The organism is Exiguobacterium algae (genome assembly GCF_018617875.1).
Lineage (GTDB): Bacteria > Bacillota > Bacilli > Exiguobacteriales > Exiguobacteriaceae > Exiguobacterium > Exiguobacterium algae.
On record NZ_JACSKZ010000002.1, the window covers coordinates 406,428 to 427,946 of the forward strand.

16 protein-coding genes, 1 other RNA gene, 1 pseudogene and 1 other annotated feature are annotated in these 21,519 nt (G+C 49.7%); of the genes and pseudogenes, 4 read left to right on the forward strand and 14 right to left on the reverse strand.

The window, feature by feature from the left end; genetic code table 11:
* Nucleotides 1-23 precede the first annotated feature (23 nt).
* Together ssrS and KNP03_RS07295 are read right to left on the reverse strand one after the other, a co-directional pair.
* A non-coding RNA gene (ssrS, locus tag KNP03_RS07290) (6S RNA) lies at nucleotides 24-210 on the reverse strand.
* Nucleotides 211-285: 75 nt separating this feature from the next.
* Entirely contained in the window at nucleotides 286-1,500 is a 1,215-nt protein-coding gene (locus KNP03_RS07295; RefSeq protein ID WP_214827518.1) for a DASH family cryptochrome, read from the reverse strand.
* Between the two features lie 335 nt (nucleotides 1,501-1,835).
* On the opposite strand from KNP03_RS07295, the gene KNP03_RS07300 reads away from it, so the two are divergent.
* On the forward strand, nucleotides 1,836-2,489 hold the full coding sequence (locus tag KNP03_RS07300; protein ID WP_214827521.1) for a YczE/YyaS/YitT family protein: 654 nt from the start codon (nucleotides 1,836-1,838) through the stop codon (nucleotides 2,487-2,489).
* 25 nt (nucleotides 2,490-2,514) lie between these two features.
* Here the strand turns inward: KNP03_RS07300 and KNP03_RS07305 are convergent, their stop codons facing one another.
* Complete coding sequence (locus tag KNP03_RS07305) at nucleotides 2,515-3,555, reverse strand: alcohol dehydrogenase family protein (protein ID WP_214827524.1); 1,041 nt, start codon at nucleotides 3,553-3,555, stop codon at nucleotides 2,515-2,517.
* A gap of 98 nt (nucleotides 3,556-3,653) precedes the next feature.
* Nucleotides 3,654-5,366 (reverse strand): ABC transporter ATP-binding protein, encoded by a 1,713-nt coding sequence (locus KNP03_RS07310; RefSeq protein ID WP_214827527.1) that lies wholly within the window; start codon nucleotides 5,364-5,366, stop codon nucleotides 3,654-3,656.
* A 119-nt stretch (nucleotides 5,367-5,485) separates the two neighbouring features.
* Between KNP03_RS07310 and KNP03_RS07315 the strand changes: the two genes are divergently transcribed.
* Nucleotides 5,486-5,836, forward strand: coding sequence for an iron-sulfur cluster biosynthesis family protein (locus KNP03_RS07315; RefSeq protein WP_214827530.1), 351 nt, complete (start codon nucleotides 5,486-5,488; stop codon nucleotides 5,834-5,836).
* On the forward strand, nucleotides 5,833-6,027 hold the full coding sequence (locus tag KNP03_RS07320; RefSeq protein WP_214827533.1) for a hypothetical protein: 195 nt from the start codon (nucleotides 5,833-5,835) through the stop codon (nucleotides 6,025-6,027). The genes KNP03_RS07315 and KNP03_RS07320 overlap by 4 nt, the downstream gene beginning before the upstream one ends.
* 19 nt (nucleotides 6,028-6,046) lie before the next feature.
* On the opposite strand, the gene KNP03_RS07325 is transcribed toward KNP03_RS07320, so the two are convergent.
* From KNP03_RS07325 to secD, 9 genes and pseudogenes are all read right to left on the reverse strand, one after another.
* Nucleotides 6,047-6,649: an NAD(P)H-dependent oxidoreductase gene (locus KNP03_RS07325; RefSeq protein WP_214827535.1), complete on the reverse strand. Its 603-nt coding sequence runs from the start codon at nucleotides 6,647-6,649 to the stop codon at nucleotides 6,047-6,049.
* An 89-nt stretch (nucleotides 6,650-6,738) separates the two neighbouring features.
* A complete protein-coding gene (locus KNP03_RS07330; RefSeq protein ID WP_214827537.1) occupies nucleotides 6,739-7,161 on the reverse strand; it encodes a MarR family winged helix-turn-helix transcriptional regulator in 423 nt (140 codons plus the stop codon).
* A 121-nt stretch (nucleotides 7,162-7,282) separates the two neighbouring features.
* Nucleotides 7,283-9,055 (reverse strand): aspartate--tRNA ligase, encoded by a 1,773-nt coding sequence (aspS, locus tag KNP03_RS07335; protein WP_214827540.1) that lies wholly within the window; start codon nucleotides 9,053-9,055, stop codon nucleotides 7,283-7,285.
* Complete coding sequence (gene hisS / locus KNP03_RS07340; RefSeq protein ID WP_214828297.1) at nucleotides 9,052-10,332, reverse strand: histidine--tRNA ligase; 1,281 nt, start codon at nucleotides 10,330-10,332, stop codon at nucleotides 9,052-9,054. Before hisS ends, aspS begins: the two co-directional genes overlap by 4 nt.
* Nucleotides 10,333-10,378: 46 nt before the next feature.
* Nucleotides 10,379-10,612: a binding site (T-box leader), on the reverse strand.
* Nucleotides 10,613-10,650: 38 nt separating this feature from the next.
* Nucleotides 10,651-11,094 (reverse strand): D-aminoacyl-tRNA deacylase, encoded by a 444-nt coding sequence (gene dtd / locus KNP03_RS07345; protein WP_214827546.1) that lies wholly within the window; start codon nucleotides 11,092-11,094, stop codon nucleotides 10,651-10,653.
* Nucleotides 11,095-11,110: 16 nt separating this feature from the next.
* Complete coding sequence (locus KNP03_RS07350) at nucleotides 11,111-13,300, reverse strand: RelA/SpoT family protein (protein WP_214827548.1); 2,190 nt, start codon at nucleotides 13,298-13,300, stop codon at nucleotides 11,111-11,113.
* Nucleotides 13,301-13,490: 190 nt separating this feature from the next.
* Entirely contained in the window at nucleotides 13,491-14,009 is a 519-nt protein-coding gene (locus tag KNP03_RS07355) for an adenine phosphoribosyltransferase (RefSeq protein ID WP_214827551.1), read from the reverse strand.
* 1 nt (nucleotide 14,010) lies between these two features.
* Nucleotides 14,011-16,368: a single-stranded-DNA-specific exonuclease RecJ gene (gene recJ / locus KNP03_RS07360; RefSeq protein WP_240544500.1), complete on the reverse strand. Its 2,358-nt coding sequence runs from the start codon at nucleotides 16,366-16,368 to the stop codon at nucleotides 14,011-14,013.
* A 36-nt stretch (nucleotides 16,369-16,404) separates the two neighbouring features.
* Nucleotides 16,405-18,622: pseudogene (secD, locus tag KNP03_RS13515) on the reverse strand (protein translocase subunit SecD).
* Between the two features lie 213 nt (nucleotides 18,623-18,835).
* Here secD and zupT point away from each other — a divergent pair.
* Nucleotides 18,836-19,696 carry a zinc transporter ZupT gene (zupT, locus tag KNP03_RS07375; RefSeq protein ID WP_214827559.1) on the forward strand — a complete coding sequence of 287 codons (861 nt, stop codon included), beginning with the start codon at nucleotides 18,836-18,838 and terminating at the stop codon, nucleotides 19,694-19,696.
* A gap of 41 nt (nucleotides 19,697-19,737) precedes the next feature.
* Here the strand turns inward: zupT and KNP03_RS07380 are convergent, their stop codons facing one another.
* Nucleotides 19,738-21,507 (reverse strand): methyl-accepting chemotaxis protein, encoded by a 1,770-nt coding sequence (locus KNP03_RS07380; RefSeq protein WP_214827562.1) that lies wholly within the window; start codon nucleotides 21,505-21,507, stop codon nucleotides 19,738-19,740.
* Nucleotides 21,508-21,519 lie beyond the last annotated feature (12 nt).

The window sequence follows — 21,519 nt, forward strand, 5'->3', positions numbered from 1 at the left end:
GCGACGTTTCTACACAAAAATCGATGGGGCCCGGAGTGCCGTGACGATGCCCTGCTTTTGAACCTGCGTATGCAGGTGGGTGATCTAGCGTCCCCTTCACAAGTCCTCCTGCACGTGATGAGGCAGTTGATCTGGTTGGCAGTTCGATCTCCCGTATTCAAAGTGTTGGCTCAAAATAACGAAGGCGGCTCTCGTACACCTCAGGTATCCCATCTGTTGACTTAACTATAGCACTCTATGCAAAAAGAAGTCAATGAGAATCACCGACTTCTCGTGACAGTTTCGTCACAACCACTTGTTACGAAACGCACCGTCAGGGTCATAAGTGAATTGTTGCCTCTCGATGTTAAACCGTCGATTTCGTGCGTCATTTCCGACACCTGCCTGATATGCCCAATTGCCGTAGTTACTGGCCACGTCATAGTCGATTAACTTCGACTCAAAATAGGCCGCCCCATACCGCCAGTCTTGACCGAGCTCTTTGGCAAAATAATTCGCGACGATTTGACGTCCTCGATTCGACATCCATCCGGTTGTATTCAACTCCCGCATAAAGGCATCGACGAAATCGACGCCCGTCTCTCCCCGTCGCCATTGTTCAATGACATCCGCCTCGACTCGCCAGTCTTTTCGTTTTGACCGGATGCCTTGTGCCCGAAACAAGCGTTTTCCCTGTTCCAGCGCAACCCATTGGAAAAACTCACGCCACAATAGTTCAAAGTAGAGCCAATAGGTCGATTCGTTCACCCCATGCGTTCGCTCATGCGCCTCAAGTTCAAAGAAAACCCGTCGTACTGATAGCGACCCATTCGCCAAATACGCAGACAACTTGGTCGAGTCGTCGACCCCAAACCCATTTCTCGTCTCTTTATACGTTCGAATCGGCACAGACAAATAGTCATTCAACCGGCGCTTCGCAGACAGTTCGCCACCTTTAAACGGAAATGCCGTCCTTGGGTCTTGCTCGATTTCTTGAAAAGAGAATGGGAACGTCACCTCGCGTGTGGCAGCAGTCGCCTTTCGGGCAATCAGTTCGCGAGGACGGACATCATATTCGACCGCTTTTCTAAACTCTGTGAAGAGAAACGGCATTTTCTCAAACGGAATGTCGTCTTCTTCAAATAACGTAAATCCATCGAACGCTTCGTACGCCCCCTTCCACTTTTTCATCACCTCATCTTCACGTCGGCGCTCATTGTACCCGATTGCCCGTTGAAACAAGAGGCGGTCGGTTGGGTCGAGTGTCTCGAGCGGATGACCGACGTGGACAAAAAACGGAATCCCGAGCGCATCCAATGAACCGGCCACATCCTCTAACGATTCTTTCAAGAAATGGAGCCGTTCGCTCCCGAGTGGAATAACGCCATAACGATTTTCAACGAGCTGTTTTGGGCTGATAAAATAATGACCTTCAATCGGATCGTCATGACGCAATGCTTCTTCAAGGGGCAAATGATCATCGACACGTAAATCGTTTTGGTACCAAATGATTGTTTTCAAGAATAGGCCTCCTCCACTACATTGTATGTCTGGTTTATTACGATCAATGAGGATGGTGTGTGCTGGAAATATGTTTTTAAAATTAAATTGTGTGGAATATATTCATTTAGAAGAGAAAGGGGTGCTACACATTGGCTAAGAAAGGCAAAATGGGAACATTGATCAAAATCGCGACGGCGGTCGCACCGTTCGTCTACGATTACTATAAAAAGAACAAAGCAAAGAAATCACCGAAGAAATAACTCCTGCGTCTCAGCCAACAAGCTGAGACGTTTTTTTCATGTTTTCCAATCGATTGTGCTAAGATAAATCAACCATTTCATTGAAACGAGGCGATGTTCGTGTACATCCGATCCATCCACTTTTTACGTATTCTCTTCAAATGGGTCCTTTTCATGACCGGGTTGTTCTTACTCGCACTCGGGTCATCGATCATGATCACGGCAAATCTCGGTGTCTCCACATGGGACGTTCTCCATATCGGGATTGCACGTCATCTTCCGATTTCAATCGGGACGGTGATTTTATGCGTCGGACTTTTACTTGTCTTATTCAAATACATACTCGATCGGATTCGCCCTCAGTTCGGAACGCTCGTCAACGCGGTCTTTGTCGGGGTATTTATGAACCTGATTTTGAACGAGCAATGGCTCCCGACATTCAACGGTCTGATGGTAAACGTCGTTTGGCTCACCTTCGGGATATTCGTCATGGGGATGGGTGCCGGTCTTTACGTCGCCGTCGGGTACGGAGCCGGACCCCGCGATGGACTGACACTTGCCTTATCAGACCGTTTCCAAACGTCCGTCCGCGCCATGCGGACCTGGATGGAGCTGACTGCTTGTCTCATCGGATGGGTGCTCGGTGGACCGCTCTTCTTCGGCACCGTCTTGTCGATTTTCCTCATCGGTCCGTTCTTTCAGTTTTGGTTAGAACGATTCCGCCTGCTCATCGCCTACGTCGATCGCCTTAAAGTGAAATTTGCATAAAAAGAGAGGGACCCCCCCTCTCTTTTTATGCGTTCGGAATCAATACAATTTTTCCGAACTTACCAGATTGTTTGAAATACGTTTGTGCCTCGCGTGCCTCTTCAAGCGGGAAAGTCCGGTCGATGACCGGTTTTAACTTCCCTTCTGTAATCGAACGCAACATCTCCGCAAATTCATGACGCGTCCCGAGTACAGACCCGTACATCACAATATGCTTCAAGTAGAGCGTTCGGAAGTCGAGATAGGTCGTCTGTCCACCGGCAGAACCAGAAATGCAGAACTTCCCACCTTTCTTCAAAATTTGAAGGGATACATCAAACAGCGCATCCCCGACGACATCAAGCACGGCATCGACCGGACCACCGTTCGCCGCGATGATCGCCTCCGCGAGCGTCTCAGAACGATATGAAAAGACTTCGGTCGCACCGAACGCTTTCAATTCTTTCTCATTTTTTAAATCACCGACAATGGCGAACACCTTCGCACCGAAAACATTCGCTGCAATTTGAACATTGAGCGAACCGACGCCGCCACTGGCCCCGGTGACGACAATTGTCTCCCCCGAACGAATATGGAGCTGTTCATTCATATGCCACGCCGTCAATCCGCTCACGGAAAACACCGCGCTCTCAACGAAGTCATCAAGCGGCATATCAAAGCACAGGTCTGCCGGCCAGGCAACATATTCTGCGTATCCCCCGTCATATTCCGAACCGATAAAGGACATGTCATCAGACAGATGTTCTTTCCGTTCCGGTCCACTAGACGTGAACGGGAATAAGACGACATGCCGGCCCATCATCGATGAATCGATGTCACGACCGACCTCAACCACTTCTCCCGTGATATCGGAACCCGGTATCCTCGGGAATTGGACACCTTCCGGTCGCCAGCCCGACTTTTCTCCGGTTCCGTAAGCCCCTTCACGCATCCAAATTTCCGTATTGTTAATCGCACATGCCCGAACCTTAATGAGGACCTCATTTTCTTTCGGTACAGGTTTTGGGATGTCTACAACCTGAAGTTGATCGACATCTCCGTAGCCAACGACTTGCACGGCTTTCATCGATTTGCCGCCTCCTTTTATATGATTCTCCATTGTCTTTACCCGACACTAACTAATATCACGCAACAAAAGCCACCTTTTCAAAAGGTGGCTTTGTGTCAAAGCTGTTGACGTTGTAGCAAGTTCGAGAAGACCCCGCCTTGTCGACTCAATTCGTCATGTGTCCCGTCCTCTACGATTCCCTCAGACGTCACGACGAGGATCCGGTCGGCATTTTTCACCGTGGCCAGTCGGTGGGCAATGATGAGCGTCGTTCGATTCGCCGCCAATTCATTGAGTGAATCTTGAATGATTGCCTCAGTTTCCGTGTCGAGCGCCGAGGTCGCCTCATCCAAAATCAAAATCGGCGGATTTTTCAAGAACATACGCGCGATGGCAATCCGTTGCTTCTGTCCACCTGAGAGCTTCAGTCCGCGTTCCCCGATTTGTGTATCCAGTCCATGTTCGAGCTCCTCGACTAGAGACGTCAGGTGCGCTTTTTCAATGGCGCGCAGAATGTCTTCATCTGTCGCCTCCAGTTTCCCGTAAGCGATGTTCTCACGTAGTGTGCCCGCAAATAAGAAGACGTCTTGTTGCACGATCCCGATTTGTCGACGAAGGCTTTCTTTCGTCATATTCCGGACATCGATGCCGTCGATTGAGATTGCTCCTGACGTCACGTCGTAAAACCGTGGAATGAGTGAGCAGATGGTCGTCTTCCCGGCTCCGCTCGTCCCGACTAAAGCGACGGTCGTCCCGGCTTTGATCGACAAGTCAATATCCGTCAACACTTGGCGGTAGTCTGAGTAGCCGAACGAGACGTCGTTGAAGACGATATCGCCTTTCAGTGTCTCGACCTCAATCGCATCCGCACGGTTCTCGATGTCTGGCTCTTCATCGAGCAACTGCGTGAACCGTTTAAATCCGGCCATCCCTTTCGGATACATCTCCAAAAGTGCCGTGATTTTTTCAATCGGCTTGATGAGAAGATTCATATACAGGATAAACCCGACAAGTTGTCCATAAGACAATTGACCTTCATACGTTAAATACGCGCCGTATACGAGGACGAGAAGCGTCATCAGGCGGGTCGTGATATAAATGCCCGCCAGCGACGTACTCATGACCCGGTACGCCTCAATCTTAGAGCGGCGATAGAAATGGTTATCTTTTTGGAATCGGTTGATTTCAAACCCTTCATTCGTGAAGGATTGGACGACGCGTGCCCCGGAGACACTGTCCTCAACCCTTGCGTTGACTTCCCCGATGTTCGTGTACATCTTTTGCCATGCCTTGTTCATATTTTTATTGGCATACGTGATCATCGCAATTAAAAACGGGACCGCGACAACGGTGACGAGTGCCAGTTCCGGGTCGATCGAGAACATGATCCCGAACGCACCGAGCAACGTCATGATGGCGATGAAAAAGTCCTCCGGTCCGTGATGCGCCACTTCCCCGATATCGAACAAATCGTTCGTCACACGACTCATCAAGTGTCCGGTCTTATGGTTATCAAAGAATCGGAACGACTGTTTCTGGATGTGCGTGAATAATTCCTCCCGCATGTCCGTCTCAATGTTGATGCCGAGCTTATGTCCCCAGTAGTTGACGACATACTGCATCATCATGGCCAATATGTACAGTATGAGCAGACCAATGCTGACCGTGATAATCCAGTTCCATTCCCCACCCGGCAACAGGTCGTCGATGAACCATTGGACGGCAAGCGGAAAACCGAGTTCAAGCAGTCCGACGAGAATTGCGAATGAAAAATCGAGCATAAACAACTTTTTATGTGGTCGATAATAACTGAAAAAACGTGAAATCATACCCCTTCCCCCTTCTAACCATTAAGTTTACGCCTTTTAATGGGATGTGGAAAATGGGAAGCACCTCTTTTTCATTCTTTTTTCCAACGCAGTATACTAACTATAAGGAGTGATGCAACATGTACGTACACATTACAGAATCCGCCCTCGACCGGATCGAGGCGTTAAAGGGTGAACGAAAAGGACGGATGCACCTCTTTTATGAGACAGAAGGATGCGGCTGCGGGAACAGCGGGATCTTCGAAATCCGTTATGTGACCGAGACAGACTCGGAAGATGTCGAAATCGATTCGAATACGGGTCCGATCTTGATCAAAAACTGGACGAAGGTATTTTTGGATGAACAGATGAAAATCGACTATCGCGAAGACAAACGTTCACTCGTTTTAAAGAGTGATGGTCAAGTGTTCAATGCGAATCTGCTCGTCACGGATGGCACCGGCTGTCAGTTGAACGTACCGAGCCGATGAAACAGGCGTTACGTGAACATTCGATTCTTTGGCTATGGTTTCTCCTAAGCTTCGGACTCGGACTGTTCGGAATCTATCTGGCGTTCAGCGATTCGGTCTACACGATGTCCGCAGTCATCGCTTCGCTGTTTGCATTCGGGTTTGCATTGCAACGAACAGCAAAGTATATGCAGCAAAGCCATTCGGATTGAATTCCGAATGGCTTTGCTTTTAAGCGTTCACTTTGTCTGAAAAAGTCGTTGTGATTGTCTGCTTTATCTTTTCAAGCATCTGTTGTCTCGATACATCATCAACCGAAACTACTCCCCCGAGTGCAATATGACCGACTGGTTCGATTCCAACGAATTCAAAGATTCCTGTATCTGTCGTTTGTATGAGTGATGAAGTCATCCCCGTCGCATCGTAGTACTCATTCAGGTTACCATGTGTTTTGACAGTAAACCCTTTTTTCCCTTTCAACAATTGCAGTTGATTGCCTTCACCATCATAGGCATAAGCAAATCCGTATGAAAAGACACGATCCACATAACCTTTCAAAAGTGCTGGAAGACCAGTCCACCAAACCGGATAGATGAACGTAATAACATCCGCTTCAGAAATATAATCTTGCTCAACCTTAATATCAGCAGGAATATTCCCGGATTGGAACGTCATGAAATCTTCTGCTTTTAAGACAGGATCGAACCCGAGTGCATAGAGATCACGAACAACAACCTCATGATGATTTGCTTGGAGTGTTTCTACTGTAGTGTTAAGGATCGCATGATTAAAACTTTTTGGATTTGGATGGGCGTACAAAATAAGATGTTTCATTAAAAATTCTCTCCCTTTAGTTTTATATCTAACTATTTGGCAAAGTTATTAGTTTTATATCTAACTATATGTTCAAGATTTAAGATAGATTAAAATCTATCTAGAATCTTGTTTAGCGTCTCTTCGAATCTAGTCTGTTCATCCTCTGACATATTTCCATAAACCAGTGTGTTCAGTGTATGAGATACCTCATCAAATATCGGTTTCAACGCTTCGCCTTTCTCGGTCAACGTTATATATGAGATACGTTGATCGGTTAAGTCTTTTCGTTTTTCAATATACCCTAGCTTCAATAACTTGTTTACGAGAACCGTCACTGTCGGTTTAGAACGACTGATTTCTTCAGATAGCTCCTTCATCGTAAGCCGATGATGTCGATACAATGCTAAAAAGATTCCACCGTGAGATGGCGCAATTTCTGTCACACCATGCTTCTCAAGTTCCGATAAAATTAGTTTGTTCGACTCATCTCGAATACGACCAATTAATGAAATTGCGTTTTTCTTTGCCATGTCTTCATATTAGTTAGATATCTAACTTTTGTCAACCATATTCGTTCATTTATTTTATCTTTTCGATTTCTTCGTACTAAAAAAGGATTCGCCGAGAACGACGAATCCTGTCTGAAGCGTATTATTTTTTCTCTTTTACCGCTGTACGAATCGACAACTCTTCAAGCTGCGCATCTGCGACCGGGCTCGGTGCTTGCGTCAAGAGACAGCTCGCCGAAGCCGTTTTCGGGAAGGCGATTGTGTCACGAAGGTTCGAACGACCTGCAAGAATCATGACGAGACGGTCAAGACCGAGTGCGATTCCTGCGTGCGGTGGCGTCCCGTATTCGAACGCTTCAAGCAAGAAGCCGAACTGTTCAACTGCTTCTTCTTGTGTGAAGCCGAGCAATTTGAACATGCGCTCCTGGATGTCACGTTCGTAAATACGCTGTGAGCCGCCACCGAGCTCATAACCGTTCAAGACGAGGTCATACGCAACCGCGCGAACGCTTCCCGGGTCTGTTTCGAGAAGGTGAAGGTCTTCACGGTTCGGCATCGTGAACGGGTGGTGGTTCGCATAAAAGCGACCGTCTTCTTCTTCGAACGTTACGAGTGGGAAGTCTGTCACCCAAAGGAAGTTGAACTTCGACTCGTCGATGAGACCGAGGTCATGTCCGAGTTTGACGCGGAGTGCGCCAAGGCTGTCTGCGACGACAGTTGGTTTCGATGCGACGAAGAGGAGAAGGTCACCTGCTTCTGCATTCGTTGCTTCGATCAACTTCTGTGCATACGTCTCGTCGAAGAACTTCGCGATCGGGCCGTTCAAGCCTTCTGCAGTCACTTTGAGCCATGCGAGACCTTTCGCACCGTAGACCGCTGTGAACTCCTGAAGCTTGTCGATGTCTTTACGTGAGAAGTTGTCCGCTTCCCCTTTTACGTTGATCGCTTTGACTTGTCCGTTTGATTCGAGTGCGGCGTCGAACACTTTGAAGCCGGCACCTTTCACCGCGTCTGCCACGTCGATCAATTCGAGACCAAAACGTGTGTCCGGTTTGTCTGAACCAAAGCGGCGCATCGCTTCTTCATGTGTCATGCGCTCGAACTTCGCTGGTGTGTCCGTACGACCGAGCGTCGATTCCATGACTTGTCCCATCATTGACTCCATCATCGCCATCAAGTCTTCAATGTCCATGAAGCTCGTCTCGATGTCGACTTGCGTGAATTCAGGCTGACGGTCTGCACGAAGGTCCTCGTCACGGAAGCAGCGCGCGATTTGGAAGTAACGGTCAAATCCTGCAACCATGAGCAACTGTTTGAAGAGCTGTGGTGATTGTGGGAGTGCATAGAACTCTCCACCGTGGACACGGCTCGGTACGAGATAGTCACGTGCGCCTTCCGGTGTCGACTTCGTCAAGATCGGTGTTTCGACTTCAAGGAACTCTTGCTCCGTCAAGAAGTTACGGATCGTGTTTGACGTCTTCGAGCGGAGACGGAACGTCTCCTGAAGCGCCGGACGACGAAGGTCGAGGTAACGATACTTGAGACGGAGGTCTTCTGAGACGTTTTCTGCTTCGTCACCGATTGGAATTGGTGTCATCTTCGCCGCGTTCAAGATATTGATCTCGGACGCGATAACCTCGATGTTTCCTGTCGGCATGTTCGGGTTCTTGTTCTCACGCTCGAGAACCGTTCCTTTCACGTCGAGGACGAACTCGCTACGGATTGTCTCCGCGAGTTGATGGACTGCTTCGTTTTCCGGACGTACGACGACTTGGACGATCCCTGTACGGTCACGAAGGTCGATGAAGATCAATCCTCCGAGGTCACGACGTTTTTGTACCCATCCTTTTAATTGTACTTCTTGGCCGATCAGTGACTCTGTCACGCGGCCGTTCATATGTGTGCGTCCGATCATTGTCCTGCTCCTTCCGATAGTTCACGAATTTTGTCTGCGACGGCCGAGAGTGGCACGTCGACTTGTTCACCAGTTGTCATGTCTTTCAAGGCAGCTGCCCCGCGTTCCACTTCATCATCCCCTAAGATGACTGTGAACTTGGCTTTCAAGCGGTCCGCCTGTTTGAATTGTCCTTTGAACTTCCGTCCCTGGTAATCACGGTCCGCCTTCAACCCTTCCATACGAAGGAGTTGTAAGAGGCGTGTCGCCGTCAATTCGACTTCTTTCCCGCCTTGCGCGACGATGAAGACGTCAAGTCCGGTCTCGAGTTCAGGTAAAACGCCTTCGTTCTCAAGTGCGAGGATGAGGCGCTCCAACCCAATCCCGAATCCGATTCCCGGCATGTCCGGTCCGCCGATATCTTGTACGAGACCGTTGTAGCGTCCGCCGCCACAAAGTGTCGTGATGGCTCCGAATCCTTCTGCCTCCGACATGATCTCAAACGCCGTGTGCGTGTAGTAATCGAGTCCACGAACGAGTGTCGGATCGATTTCATACGCGACGCCGAGCGCATCGAGTTGCTCAAGCACTTGATCAAAGTAGGCTTTCGACTCTTCGTTCAAGTATTCGAGAATCGAAGGTGCCGTTTTCATCGACGGGTGATCGCGGTCGACTTTACAATCCAAGATGCGAAGCGGGTTCTTGTGAAGGCGTGACTGGCAGTCTTGGCAAAGCTCACCAGCGACCGGTTCGAAGTGACGGATGAGCGCATCGCGGTGGGCGTTGCGGCTCTCGGCGTCCCCGAGCGAGTTGACGACGACTTTAATTTTCTGAAGTCCAAACGACTTGTAAATCGAATACGCGAGACTGATGACCTCTGCGTCGACCGCCGGGTCACTACTGCCGATTGCCTCGACGCCGTACTGGTGAAGCTGACGGAAACGGCCTTTTTGCGGACGTTCATAACGGAACATCGGTCCCATGTAGTAGAGCTTCGTCGGTTGGTCCGGATTTCCGAACAGTTTGTTCGTCACGAAAGAACGAACGACGGAAGCCGTCCCTTCCGGACGAAGTGTGTACTCGTCTTTCCCTTTCTTCACGAGCGTGAACATCTCTTTTTGTACGATGTCCGTCGTCTCCCCGACACTTCGTGTGAACAAGTTCGTTGTTTCAAAGATTGGTGTGCGGATCTCTTTATAGTTGTAACGGGCGCTGATGTCGCGGAGCTTCTCCTCGACATATTGCCACGTCTCGACCGTGCCCGGGAGCAGATCTTGTGTGCCGCGTGGTGCTTTCATCATCTATTGTTCCCTCCTTAATGAATACAAAAAAGGCCCTCGTCCGCAAAGGGACGAGAGCCTGTGTAGGTTTCCCGTGGTACCACCCTCGTTGCAGAGCCATTGCTTGAAACTCTGCCACTCGAAATCGGTTAACGCCCGAATAACGGCTTCCCCTACTCACGTTCAAGGAAGCACCTCCAAAGTGTCGTTCGGGTCATCATCCAGTCGATGCTTTCAGCCAAGGCATCGCTCTCTTTGCTGGTGGGGTGACCGTACTCCTCTTCTTCATAGGTGTTAGGTTATATGCTTCATGATGCCGAATCGAGCCGGCTCCTGTCAAGCGTTTTTTTCGAGCATGAGTGTGACTGGACCATCATTGACGAGCGCGACGTCCATCATGGCGCCGAAACGCCCCGTCTCGACGATTAGTCCGTGAGACCGGAGACGTGCATTGAATGTTTCATACAATGCCTCCGCCACATCCGGTTTTGCGGCCTTCGTGAAGGCCGGACGGCGACCCTTCATCGTGTCTCCGTATAACGTGAACTGAGAGACGGACAAGATTTGACCGTCTACATCTTGAATGGATAAGTTCATCTTTTCAAATTCATCTTCAAAGACGCGGAGCCCCGCCACTTTGTCGGCGAGCCAATTTACTTCTTCTTCCGTATCTTCATGCTTCACACCGACGAGGAGTAAATAGCCGGTTCCGATTTTGCCGACGACTTCTTCCTCGACCGTGACCGATGCTTCTTTCACGCGTTGCAACAATACTCGCACTACACTCTTCCTTTCGTCACGTCATCATGACCCGGCTCACCGAGTACACATCCGAGATCTGCTTGATCCGGTCGACGACTTTTTGCAAATGATTCACGTTCGGAATCGAAATCGTCATCGAGATACGTGCCTGTTTATTCTGGTCTCCCCGACCACTGACGGCGATGATATTCGTATTCGTCGCCGAAACGGCTTGTAAGACGTCATTTAAGAGGCCGGAACGGTCATAGCCGGTGATTTCGATATCGACGTTATAATTCTTCTCTTTTGCCTGTCCTGCTTCCCATTCCACGTCAAGAAGACGTTCTGGATGCTGCTCGTTGACGATGTTCAAACAGTCCTTCCGGTGAATCGAGACGCCGCGTCCGCGTGTGATGTAGCCGACGATTTCATCCCCTGGCACCGGGTTACAACAACGGCTCATTCGAATGAGCATGTTGTCGATTCCTTTCACGGTGACACCCGCTTCGGTCGATTTCTTTTTCGGTGCCTGACTCACTTTCAAACCGCTGATCGCTTCAGATAGCTCGAGCTTCGGTTCTTTCCGTTGGCGCTCGGTCAACTTATGGGCGACCTGGGCTGCTGTGATTCCCTGATAGCCGACTGCGGCATACATCTCTTCTTCGTTTCCAAAGTTGAACTTCTCGACGACGACCGCAACCGATTGGTCATCAATGACTTCCTTCGGTTCAAACCCGAGTTTTTTGATTTCCGCATCGACGAGTTCTTTTCCTTTTTCAACGTTCTCTTCCCGTTGCTGCCGCTTGAACCATTGACGAATCTTATTTTTCGCCTGACTCGATACAGCCAGCTTCAACCAGTCCTTGCTCGGTCCGTAACTGTGCTTCGAGGTAATAATCTCAATGATATCCCCCGTCTCGAGTTTATGGTCAAGCGGGACCATGCGCCCGTTTACTTTCGCACCGGTCATGCGATGTCCAATTTCCGTATGGATCCGATACGCATAGTCGATCGGGACAGAGCCTTTCGGTAATTCAAACACGTCCCCTTTCGGCGTAAAGACGTAGAGCATATCACTAAAGAAATCGACTTTCAGCGACTCCATGAACTCTTCGGCATCGGTCGTATCTTTTTGAAGCTCTAAAATCTCCCGAAGGTGGGCAATCTTTTCGTCAAACCCGTTCGTCGAGACGTTTTTGCCTTCCTTGTATGCCCAGTGGGCCGCAATCCCGAATTCGGCGATGAAATGCATGTCCTTCGTACGAATCTGCACTTCGAGCGGCTCACCTTTCGGACCAATCACCGTCGTATGGAGCGATTGATACATGTTCGGTTTCGGCATGGCGATATAGTCTTTAAATCGTCCCGGCATCGGTTTATATTGCGTATGGATGATGCCAAGCACTGCGTAGCAGTCACGGATCGAGTCGACAATGATCCGCACCGCCATCAAGTCATAGATTTCATTGAATTCTTTCTTATGTTTCACCATCTTGTTGTAGATGGAGTAGATGTGCTTCGGACGACCATTTACATCCGCGTCAATGTTTACTTCTTCGAGAACACTGTCCACTTCTGTAATGACAGACGTGACGAGCGCTTCCCGCTCGGTCCGTTTCTGCTTCATCATCGAGACGATCTTATAGTATTGCTGCGGATTGATATATCGGAGTGAGATATCCTCGAGCTCCCATTTGATCGTCGAGATCCCCATCCGGTGGGCAAGCGGGGCAAAGATTTCAAGCGTCTCCTCCGCTTTTTGGACTTGCTTCTCTTTTGGCATATGTTGAAGCGTCCGCATATTGTGAAGACGGTCTGCCAGCTTAATCAGAATGACGCGTACATCTTCCGCCATCGCAATGATCATCTTCCGGTGGTTTTCCGCAAGTTCTTCTTTTTTCGACTTGTACTTGATCTTACCGAGCTTCGTCACGCCGTCAACGAGCATGGCGACGTCCGCTCCGAAATCGTTCGCGAGTTGTTGGAGCGTCACATCCGTGTCTTCCACGACATCGTGTAAGAGTGCACCGATAATCGTCGTGGCGTCCAGTCCGATATCAACGAGGATGCCGGCCACTTGGACCGGGTGCAGGATGTAGGGTTCGCCCGAACGTCGGAACTGACCGGTATGATGAAGTTTTGCGTATTCGTAAGCGCGTTTCACTTCGGCTATATCTTCGTCAACCATATACTCCCCGAGCGCGTCGAGAAGATCCTCAATACTTACGATTTGTTTTTTGGTCATAACATTCGACACCCTTTTTCTTACCGCTCCAATCGCCTCGGATTCGTCGCAGCATGGTAGTATTTTTCATTCGAAATTCGATAATTTTTATATCCATTATCGAAAAAATCTGACGACCTGTCAAAGGTTGTGGGTTACTTTCCTATAAAAACTATTCAAAAACGGGAAGCGTATCGCTTCCCGTTTATTTTTAGTCCTCGTAACGGATGAGTGAGAACACGTCATATCCTTCAAGACGCTCACGTCCACCGAGTCCGTCGAGCTCGATCAAGAACCCGATTCCTGCTACAACTCCACCGAGTTGTTCGATCATTTTGATCGTTGCTTCGATTGTTCCACCGGTTGCGAGCAAGTCGTCCAAGATGACCACTTGTTGCCCTGGTTTGATTGAATCCTTGTGCATCGTCAAAATGTCTGTTCCGTACTCGAGACCATATGCGACGCGGACCGTCTCACGTGGTAATTTTCCTTCTTTACGAACCGGAACGAATCCGAGTTCAAGTGCATACGCTGCCGGACAACCGACGACAAAACCGCGCGCCTCCGGTCCAGCGATGAGCTCTGCTCCACGCTCACGTGCGTAAACGACGAGTTCATCGACTGCTTTCTTATACACTTCACCGTCTTGCATGAGTGACGTGATGTCTTTGAAGCTGATGCCTTCTTTCGGATAATCCGCTACTTCTTTAATATGCTGTTTGAAATCCATTTTATGTGTATGCCTCCTGCATCGTGTTCGACCGCAACGATTGTAACCGCTCTTTGAGCTCTGCCAATGACGCATAAACGAAACGCTCTTCGAGTTGCTGGCGCCCAATCCGTCGTTTGTAACACGGGGCTTCGGTCAAATCGCGTTTCGGTGCTTCTGGATTTACTCCAGGCAGTCCGTCTTCCATTGTAACAAGAAATTCGAGTTCAGAGAATACTTGATGCATAAATTGAATCGTATTTTTTGACCATTTTCGTTCTTTTGAGAGCCGAATCAGGTTTTCTCGCAAGTTTTTCCGTTCGCAAGTCGCCATATGGACATAATATGTTCGGAAATCTTCACGGGACGGCAAGCGTTCGAAGAACGAATCGCCTTGACCAAATGCGCAGTACACCCGCTCGACCCCTTCGTGTAATCGTTCTGCGAGCAATGCCTCATCGTCCGGGAGATCAAGTAGGACGACAAACCGGTTGAGTGGTTCTTCTTCATCGTGAATCGGAAAGTCTTCGTTCGTCCCTTGGAACGAGACGAAAGACGTATGCTCTTTCGGTAGCTCCTTCAACTCGTGAATCGATTTTTTCTTGCCCCGGTAGTCGAACACTTGAAAGTCGTCGACACGTAAATCCTGAATCATCAGCTGTGGTTTACGCATCCCGTTCCATTCATTCACTTGCAGACTTCCCATGACGGAGAGGTGTGCCATTTGCGAAATTTCTGAAACGACATGTCCAAAACCGAATCCGATACCATCCAATTCACGTTTATCCCCTGCGAGTTGCACCTTCAAATGCGTCGCATCGCGTCCGATTTGGCGAATATCTCGAAGTTTCGCATCGGCTACGACGACACGCGGTGACGGATTTCCCATCCCGAACGGAGCGAGTTTTCCGATATCAGCAATCAAGTCGAGCGACACATCGTTCACACATAACTTCAGGTCGACCTTGACACGCGGAACGAACACATCATCCGGAATCGTCTCGGCCTGACGGTTTAAGCGCTCACGAAGTTCGGCGACGTTTTCTGACTGAAGCGTCATCCCCGCCGCTGCCGGGTGCCCCCCGAAATGAGGAAGGATGTCTTCGTTCTTCGATAATTCCTTGAACAGGTCAAATCCATCAATCGATCGTCCCGAACCTTTCGCCTTCCCCGTTTCCGGGTCATGGCAGAGTAAGATGACCGGGCGATAATATTTTTCGACGAGCCGTGAAGCGACGATTCCGACGACTCCAGGGTTCCAGTTTTCACTGGCAACGACGAGCACGCGGTCATCTTTCATCGAGGACTCGACGAGCTCTGTCGCCTCAGACGCGATTGCCTTGACGATGTCTTGCCGCTCTTTATTTTGCTTGTCGAGTTTTTTCGCCAAATCAAGCGCTTCTTCCACATGTTCCGAAAGAAGCATCTGTAGCGCGGGCATCGCCGAGTCCAACCGTCCTGCGGCGTTAATGCGCGGACCAAAGGCAAACCCGACCGATTCTTCGTTCAACTCTCCATCGTTTAAGCCACAGACGTCACGTAACGCCAAAATTCCGGGACGTTTCGATGCATCGAGGGCGGCCAGCCCCTTCTTGGCGAGCAAACGGTTTTCCCCGTCCAGCGGGACCAGGTCGGCAATCGTACCGAGGACTGCCAAATCAAGCAGTTCCTCCGGCATCCGTCCGAGCACGGCATGGGCCACTTTCAACGCAACGCCTGCCCCGGCCAATTTATCATATGGATAACTCGGATCAATGTGTGGGTGGATGATGGCGAATGCGTCAGGGAGCGTCTCTTTCGGTTCATGGTGATCGGTGATGATCAAATCGACACCGAGCTCTTTCAAGAGTGTCGCTTCTTCGATACCGGAGATGCCGCAGTCCACAGTGACGATCAACGTGAAGCCTTCGTTCGCCGCCCACTGGAACGCCTCTTTGTTCGGACCGTATCCTTCTGTGAAACGGTTCGGGATATAGCATTCCGCCATGACTCCGATTTCTGTCAACGCATGCCACATGACCGCCGAGGCGCTGACACCATCGACGTCATAATCGCCGTAAATGAGCACCATCTCGCCCTCATCGGCTGCCTGTTGAATACGCGCGACCACTTTTTCCATCTGTTCGAACGCGAACGGGTCGTGAAAATCGTGCTCGTCCTCCACGTGTAAAAACGCCTTGGCCGAATCGAGATCACGATGCCCGCGTTGAACAAGCAAGCGTGCGAGCTGCTCGGATATATTGAGTTCTTCTTGTAAACGGGTCACGTCTTCGGAATTCGTTTCCGGATAGACCCACTGTTTTTTCGAATGGTACATGTCCTTCACTCCAATCAATTGTTGATTATAGCAGACCGCGTCAGAGATGTGCCGTCTTGACATTTAAAAAGGCCTCCCTTTTTGAGGGAGACCCATTGCTTATGCCTCTGTTGCCGGCGTTTCTTTCTTCTTGTTGATCGTGGTCCGTTTGATGAGGAGCCATAGGTACGACGCGATGAAGATCGACGAGTACATCCCCATGAACAAACCAATCAAGAGGGCGAGCGAGAATCCGCGAATCGAATCGGCACCGAAGATATAGAGCGCGACTGCCGTCACGAGAACGGTGATGACCGTGTTCACAGAACGGATGATCGTCTCTTGAATCGAACGGTTGATGAGGGACTCATATACGTCCATCGATTTGATTTTACGATCCTTCTCATACGCCTTGATGTTTTCACGAACACGGTCGAACGTCACAATCGTATCGTTGACCGAGTACCCGATGATCGTCAAGATCGCGGCAATGAAGTACAAGTTGACTTCCACTCCAAAGAGGGAGAACGCAACAATCATGAAGAACGCATCGTGCAGCATCGCCACGACGGTTGCGACCGCATACGAGAATTGGAAGCGGATCGTGATGTAGAGAATGATCCCGATTGAAGCGACCGCGACCGCATACAAGGCATTTTTCGCCAAGTCCCGACCGACTTGTGCCGAGACCGTGCTAATGTTTGGATCGCTTTCGAACTTCTCCGTGAACGTCGTCTTGATGGCCGCCACTTCTTCCTGTTTCAGCTGACCAACGAACGTGACGTAAGCCAGACGGTCATTATCCGCATACAGGACTTCAGAAAATTCCTGGTCAATACCGGCCTCTGAGAAAGCCGAAGTAAATTCTTCTTGCGAAACTTTTTCTTCTGTCTGCACTTCTACACGTGTTCCTGAAGCGAAATCGATTCCGAGGTTCAACCCGCGGAAAAAGAGGAGCCCGATTCCGAGAATGACGATTGCCGTCGAAATCAAGAACATCTTACGCATGTGCTTGACGTAATTCCATTCTGTTAATTTAAAGTTCACGGATTTCACTCTCCTTCACACCAAACCATCCTTTGCGTTTGTCGAACAGGCGACTGGCGACGAGGAGGTGCATCAAATAACGTGAGATGAAGACGTTCGAGATGAACGTCATCGCAATTGAGATCATCAACATGATCGCAAACCCTTTGACGGAGCTTTGTCCGAAATAGAAGAGAACTGCTGCCGAAATGAGCGTCGTCAAGTTCGCATCGATGATCGTGCTGAGTGAGCGACGGTTACCGGCACGGAATGCGGAAAGAACCGACTTTCCTGAACGGAGTTCATCTTTGATCCGTTCTGCCGTGATGATGTTCGCATCGACAGCCATCCCGACCCCGAGGACGAGGGCTGCAATCCCTGGTAGTGTCAGCACCGCATTGATTCCGTTAAAGAACAGCATGATCAAGTTGATATACAAAATGAGCGTGATGATCGAGACGAGACCTGGCAGGCGGTAGAAGACCAGCATGAACACGAATACGGCAATAATCCCGATCATCGCGGCAAACACCGTCTTATCTAACGCGTCCTGACCGAACTGGGCCGAGACCGACGTCGAGTAAATCTCATCTAATTTAACTGGAAGTGCCCCGGCATTCAAAATGTCGGCAAGCTGCTTCGCACTCTCAGCTGTGATATCGCCACCTGAAATGGTGGCTTTATCTGACAGGATCGGACTCGTAACGCGAGCATCGGATACGATCTTCGAGTTCTCTTTTTGCACTTCTTCTTCGTACGTGTCGCCTTCCTCATAGTCGAGCCAGATGACGAGACGGTTTTCCGGTTCTGGACGTTGCGCAATCTCAGACGTCACTTCACCGAACTTTTCTGCCGATTGAAGTGTCAATTCGACGACCGGTTCGCCGGTTTGTTTATACCCGAGCGCAGCGCCACGCGGCTTCAAATCTTTCCCGTCGAGTAGTACATTGTCCTCGACGTCACGGAACGTCAACTGGGCAGTCGAGGAAATGACTTCCCGTGCCTCGTTTTGGTCCGAGATACCCGCGAGCTGGACACGAATCCGGTTATTTTCTTCGATTCGAACGTCCGGTTCGGAGACTCCAAGGACGTTGATCCGGTTGTTGATGGCGCGAACGGTTGCATTCATCGCCGAGTCGTCGATGACGTCGCCGTCTTCGAGTGGTTGTACTTCATAAAGCACTTCGAACCCGCCTTTTAAGTCGAGGCCAAGGTTCGTATTTTTCACGACCCATGGTGTCGTGAATACGGCGAGCAGGATTGTCGCAACCATGATGATTGCAAAAATCGCGATATTCCCTTTTTTGTACATACGACTATTTCCTTTCTAAACCGATGTTCTTGATAAAACTTCTCTTGTTTACATTACAAATATTCTAAACATTTATCAATCGTTTTCCTGAAATTGTAACGGGCGTTCACGGATTCTCCCCTTAAAATTGCCTTTACGACTAAATGTTGCGCATGGGCAAAACTTCGTGTATGATGAATTTATCAAATTATGATTATAAAGGAGTCCTCACATATGGACAGCACAATTTTCTACGCCTTCTTACTCACCTTATTCGCCGGACTCGCAACCGGGATCGGGAGTATGCTTGCCTTTTTCGCAAAACGGACGAACACGGCCTTCTTGTCGGTCTCGCTCGGTTTCTCGGGAGGGGTCATGGTGTACGTCTCGTTCATCGAGATTTTCCCGAAAGCCTTAGTCGAGCTGGTCGGTGCCCACGGGGAGAAAACGGGGACGATCTATACTGTTCTCGCCTTCTTCGGCGGCATGCTCATCATCGGATTGATCGACAAGTTTATTCCGAAGCTCGAGAATCCGCATGAGGTCAAATTCGTCGAATCGATGCAAAACGATGCCTCGTCACAAGAATTGGCAACGACGGCGACGAACGAAGCGTCGACGGTGAGCAATCCACATACCCAAAACCGTTTGAAGAAGATGGGGATCTTCATGGCGCTCGCTATCGGGATTCATAACTTCCCTGAAGGATTGGCGACCTTTATTTCAGCGCTCGATGACCCGACTGTCGGTTTGGCGATTGCGATTGCCATCGCGCTTCACAACATTCCAGAAGGGATTGCCGTATCCGTTCCAATTTACTATGCGACCGGATCACGAAAAAAAGCGTTCAAGCTTTCCCTGCTTTCCGGTTTGGCGGAGCCTGCAGGAGCCGCAATCGGTTTCTTGATCCTGATGCCATTTTTAAGCGACACTGTATTCGGACTGTTATTCGCAGCAGTCGGCGGCATCATGGTCTTCATCTCGCTTGACGAGTTGCTTCCGGCCGCACGAGAATACGGTCATGCGCACCATTCCATGTACGGGATGGTCGCCGGCATGATCGTCATGGCGACAAGCTTAATCCTGTTAATGTAATCGAAAACGTCCTTGCGCAGTATTTGCGCAAGGACGTTTTTTCATGTGGTTTTAAACACATGTACCAAATCTTTCAACTCGACCGACATGTGGCTCATCGTCTCCGCAATGCCATTGATTTCTTGGATCGCTGCGAGTTGTTCTTCTACGTTTGCTCCAGCCTCTTCGACACTCCGTTGTGTCGTGACGGCGTTTGAAGACATATCCTCGACCGAGACCGCTACCTCCGTCGTGTTTGAGCTGACTTCTTCCGTCGCGGCTGCTATCTCGCTCATTTGACGCGACGTCTCCTGAATGACCGTCACAATCTCACGGAACGCTTCAGCGACCGCTCCCATTTGCGAGACGCCATTTTCGACGTGTCCGCTCGTTTCTTCGAACGCAGACTCAACTTCTTCCGTGTCGCGTTGAATATCGCGTACGACCTTCTGGATTTGAATGGCCGATTGCTTCGATTCTTCTGCCAGTTTCCTTACTTCGGCCGCTACGACAGCGAACCCTTTTCCGTGCTCCCCGGCACGCGCTGCTTCGATGGCCGCGTTCAATGCGAGCAAGTTCGTCTGCTCTGTGATCGCCGTAATCGAACGGGTAATTTTTTCAATCTCGAGCGATTGATTCGACAAACGTTCGACCATCTGTTGGGTCAACTCGTTCGCCCGTTGAATGTCTAGCATGCGTTCTTCCGCAATTTGAATCGTCTCTAATCCGCCTGTCGCTGCTTCGAGCGTATGAATGGTCTGTTCGTTCACACCTTGGGATGCCGCGGCAATTTGATTCAATCCTTCGACTGCCTGATTGACCCCTGTCGTTCCTTCTTCGGCGCGTTTCGCTGAGACTTGCGCCGCCACGCTCATCTCTTCGAATAATCCGGATACGCCTTGTGTCGTCGTTGCGACGTGCTCCGTACTTGCATACAATTCCTCGGAATAGGCTGTCACCTTGTCTGAGGCGTCCCCCACTTGGCGAATCAGTCCGACAAGATTGCGTTTCATATCGTTGAATGCCGTGACGAGGTCACCGAGTTCATCATTTGATCCGACCTCGATGTCTTCTCCCGTCAAATCACCTTCAGCAACGACACGTGCTTCGCGGACGAGTCCGTTGATCGGTTTTAAGAACAAGCGTTGAAGCGCAAGCAACGAGAAGACTCCAATTAAGATGCCCCCAATACTGATGAGCACCATCCAAAGGATTGAACTTTCTGCCTCCGATTGAACTTGTTCCGTTTCGGCAGCAAGGTTCTCCCCCTGGTGGGCTACAAGATCGGTTACCGTCATCCGAACCCGGTCCGTCGTCGGTGTCACACTCGTATTTAACACGGTCTTATATCCGATTTCATCTTGTTGTTGACGTAATTCAATGGCTCGCGCCATTTCCCGGTCGAGCAATTCATTGAATTTTTCCAAATCACTGAGCCATTTCTGAATTTTTTCATCCGACGATGAAGCTTTCAGTTCTGCCATCAATTCATCGCGCTTTTCCTGCGACGCCTGCAAGCTGATGAGTGTCTTCGGATTGGCCACTAACATGTAGTAGTTCACGAATCGCTCAGCGTCCGTCACTTCCAATGCCAAATTCTCGGCGAGGAACATCTCCTGCATTCCTTCATTCAGCACACGGTCATATTTGGCTGTTGCCTGTTTCAACTGGTATGACCCGAGTGCACCGACGAGCATCAACGCGATGATGGTCGGTACGAGTGCGACGGACATCTTGCGTCGCAGGGAAGATCGTTTTTGCATTTTTGAAGAGCGTTTTAGTTTAAACCCTTTCCAACTCTTGACTGGTCGTACAAATCGTTTTACGTCCATGTTGTTTTCTCC

What these genes read in the sequence shown, in the direction of transcription:
- KNP03_RS07325 (WP_214827535.1), bottom strand. Translation starts at nt 6,649, where the DNA reads ATGAAACATCTTATTTTGTACGCCCATCCAAATCCAAAAAGTTTTAAT.
- KNP03_RS07320 (WP_214827533.1), top strand. Translation starts at nt 5,833, where the DNA reads ATGAAACAGGCGTTACGTGAACATTCGATTCTTTGGCTATGGTTTCTC.
- KNP03_RS07300 (WP_214827521.1), top strand. Translation starts at nt 1,836, where the DNA reads ATGTTCGTGTACATCCGATCCATCCACTTTTTACGTATTCTCTTCAAA.
- KNP03_RS07355 (WP_214827551.1), bottom strand. Translation starts at nt 14,009, where the DNA reads ATGGATTTCAAACAGCATATTAAAGAAGTAGCGGATTATCCGAAAGAA.
- hisS (WP_214828297.1), bottom strand. Translation starts at nt 10,332, where the DNA reads ATGAAAGCACCACGCGGCACACAAGATCTGCTCCCGGGCACGGTCGAG.
- KNP03_RS07330 (WP_214827537.1), bottom strand. Translation starts at nt 7,161, where the DNA reads ATGGCAAAGAAAAACGCAATTTCATTAATTGGTCGTATTCGAGATGAG.
- KNP03_RS07350 (WP_214827548.1), bottom strand. Translation starts at nt 13,300, where the DNA reads ATGACCAAAAAACAAATCGTAAGTATTGAGGATCTTCTCGACGCGCTC.
- KNP03_RS07315 (WP_214827530.1), top strand. Translation starts at nt 5,486, where the DNA reads ATGTACGTACACATTACAGAATCCGCCCTCGACCGGATCGAGGCGTTA.
- zupT (WP_214827559.1), top strand. Translation starts at nt 18,836, where the DNA reads ATGGACAGCACAATTTTCTACGCCTTCTTACTCACCTTATTCGCCGGA.
- KNP03_RS07380 (WP_214827562.1), bottom strand. Translation starts at nt 21,507, where the DNA reads ATGGACGTAAAACGATTTGTACGACCAGTCAAGAGTTGGAAAGGGTTT.
- KNP03_RS07305 (WP_214827524.1), bottom strand. Translation starts at nt 3,555, where the DNA reads ATGAAAGCCGTGCAAGTCGTTGGCTACGGAGATGTCGATCAACTTCAG.
- recJ (WP_240544500.1), bottom strand. Translation starts at nt 16,368, where the DNA reads ATGTCAAGACGGCACATCTCTGACGCGGTCTGCTATAATCAACAATTG.
- KNP03_RS07310 (WP_214827527.1), bottom strand. Translation starts at nt 5,366, where the DNA reads ATGATTTCACGTTTTTTCAGTTATTATCGACCACATAAAAAGTTGTTT.
- aspS (WP_214827540.1), bottom strand. Translation starts at nt 9,055, where the DNA reads ATGATCGGACGCACACATATGAACGGCCGCGTGACAGAGTCACTGATC.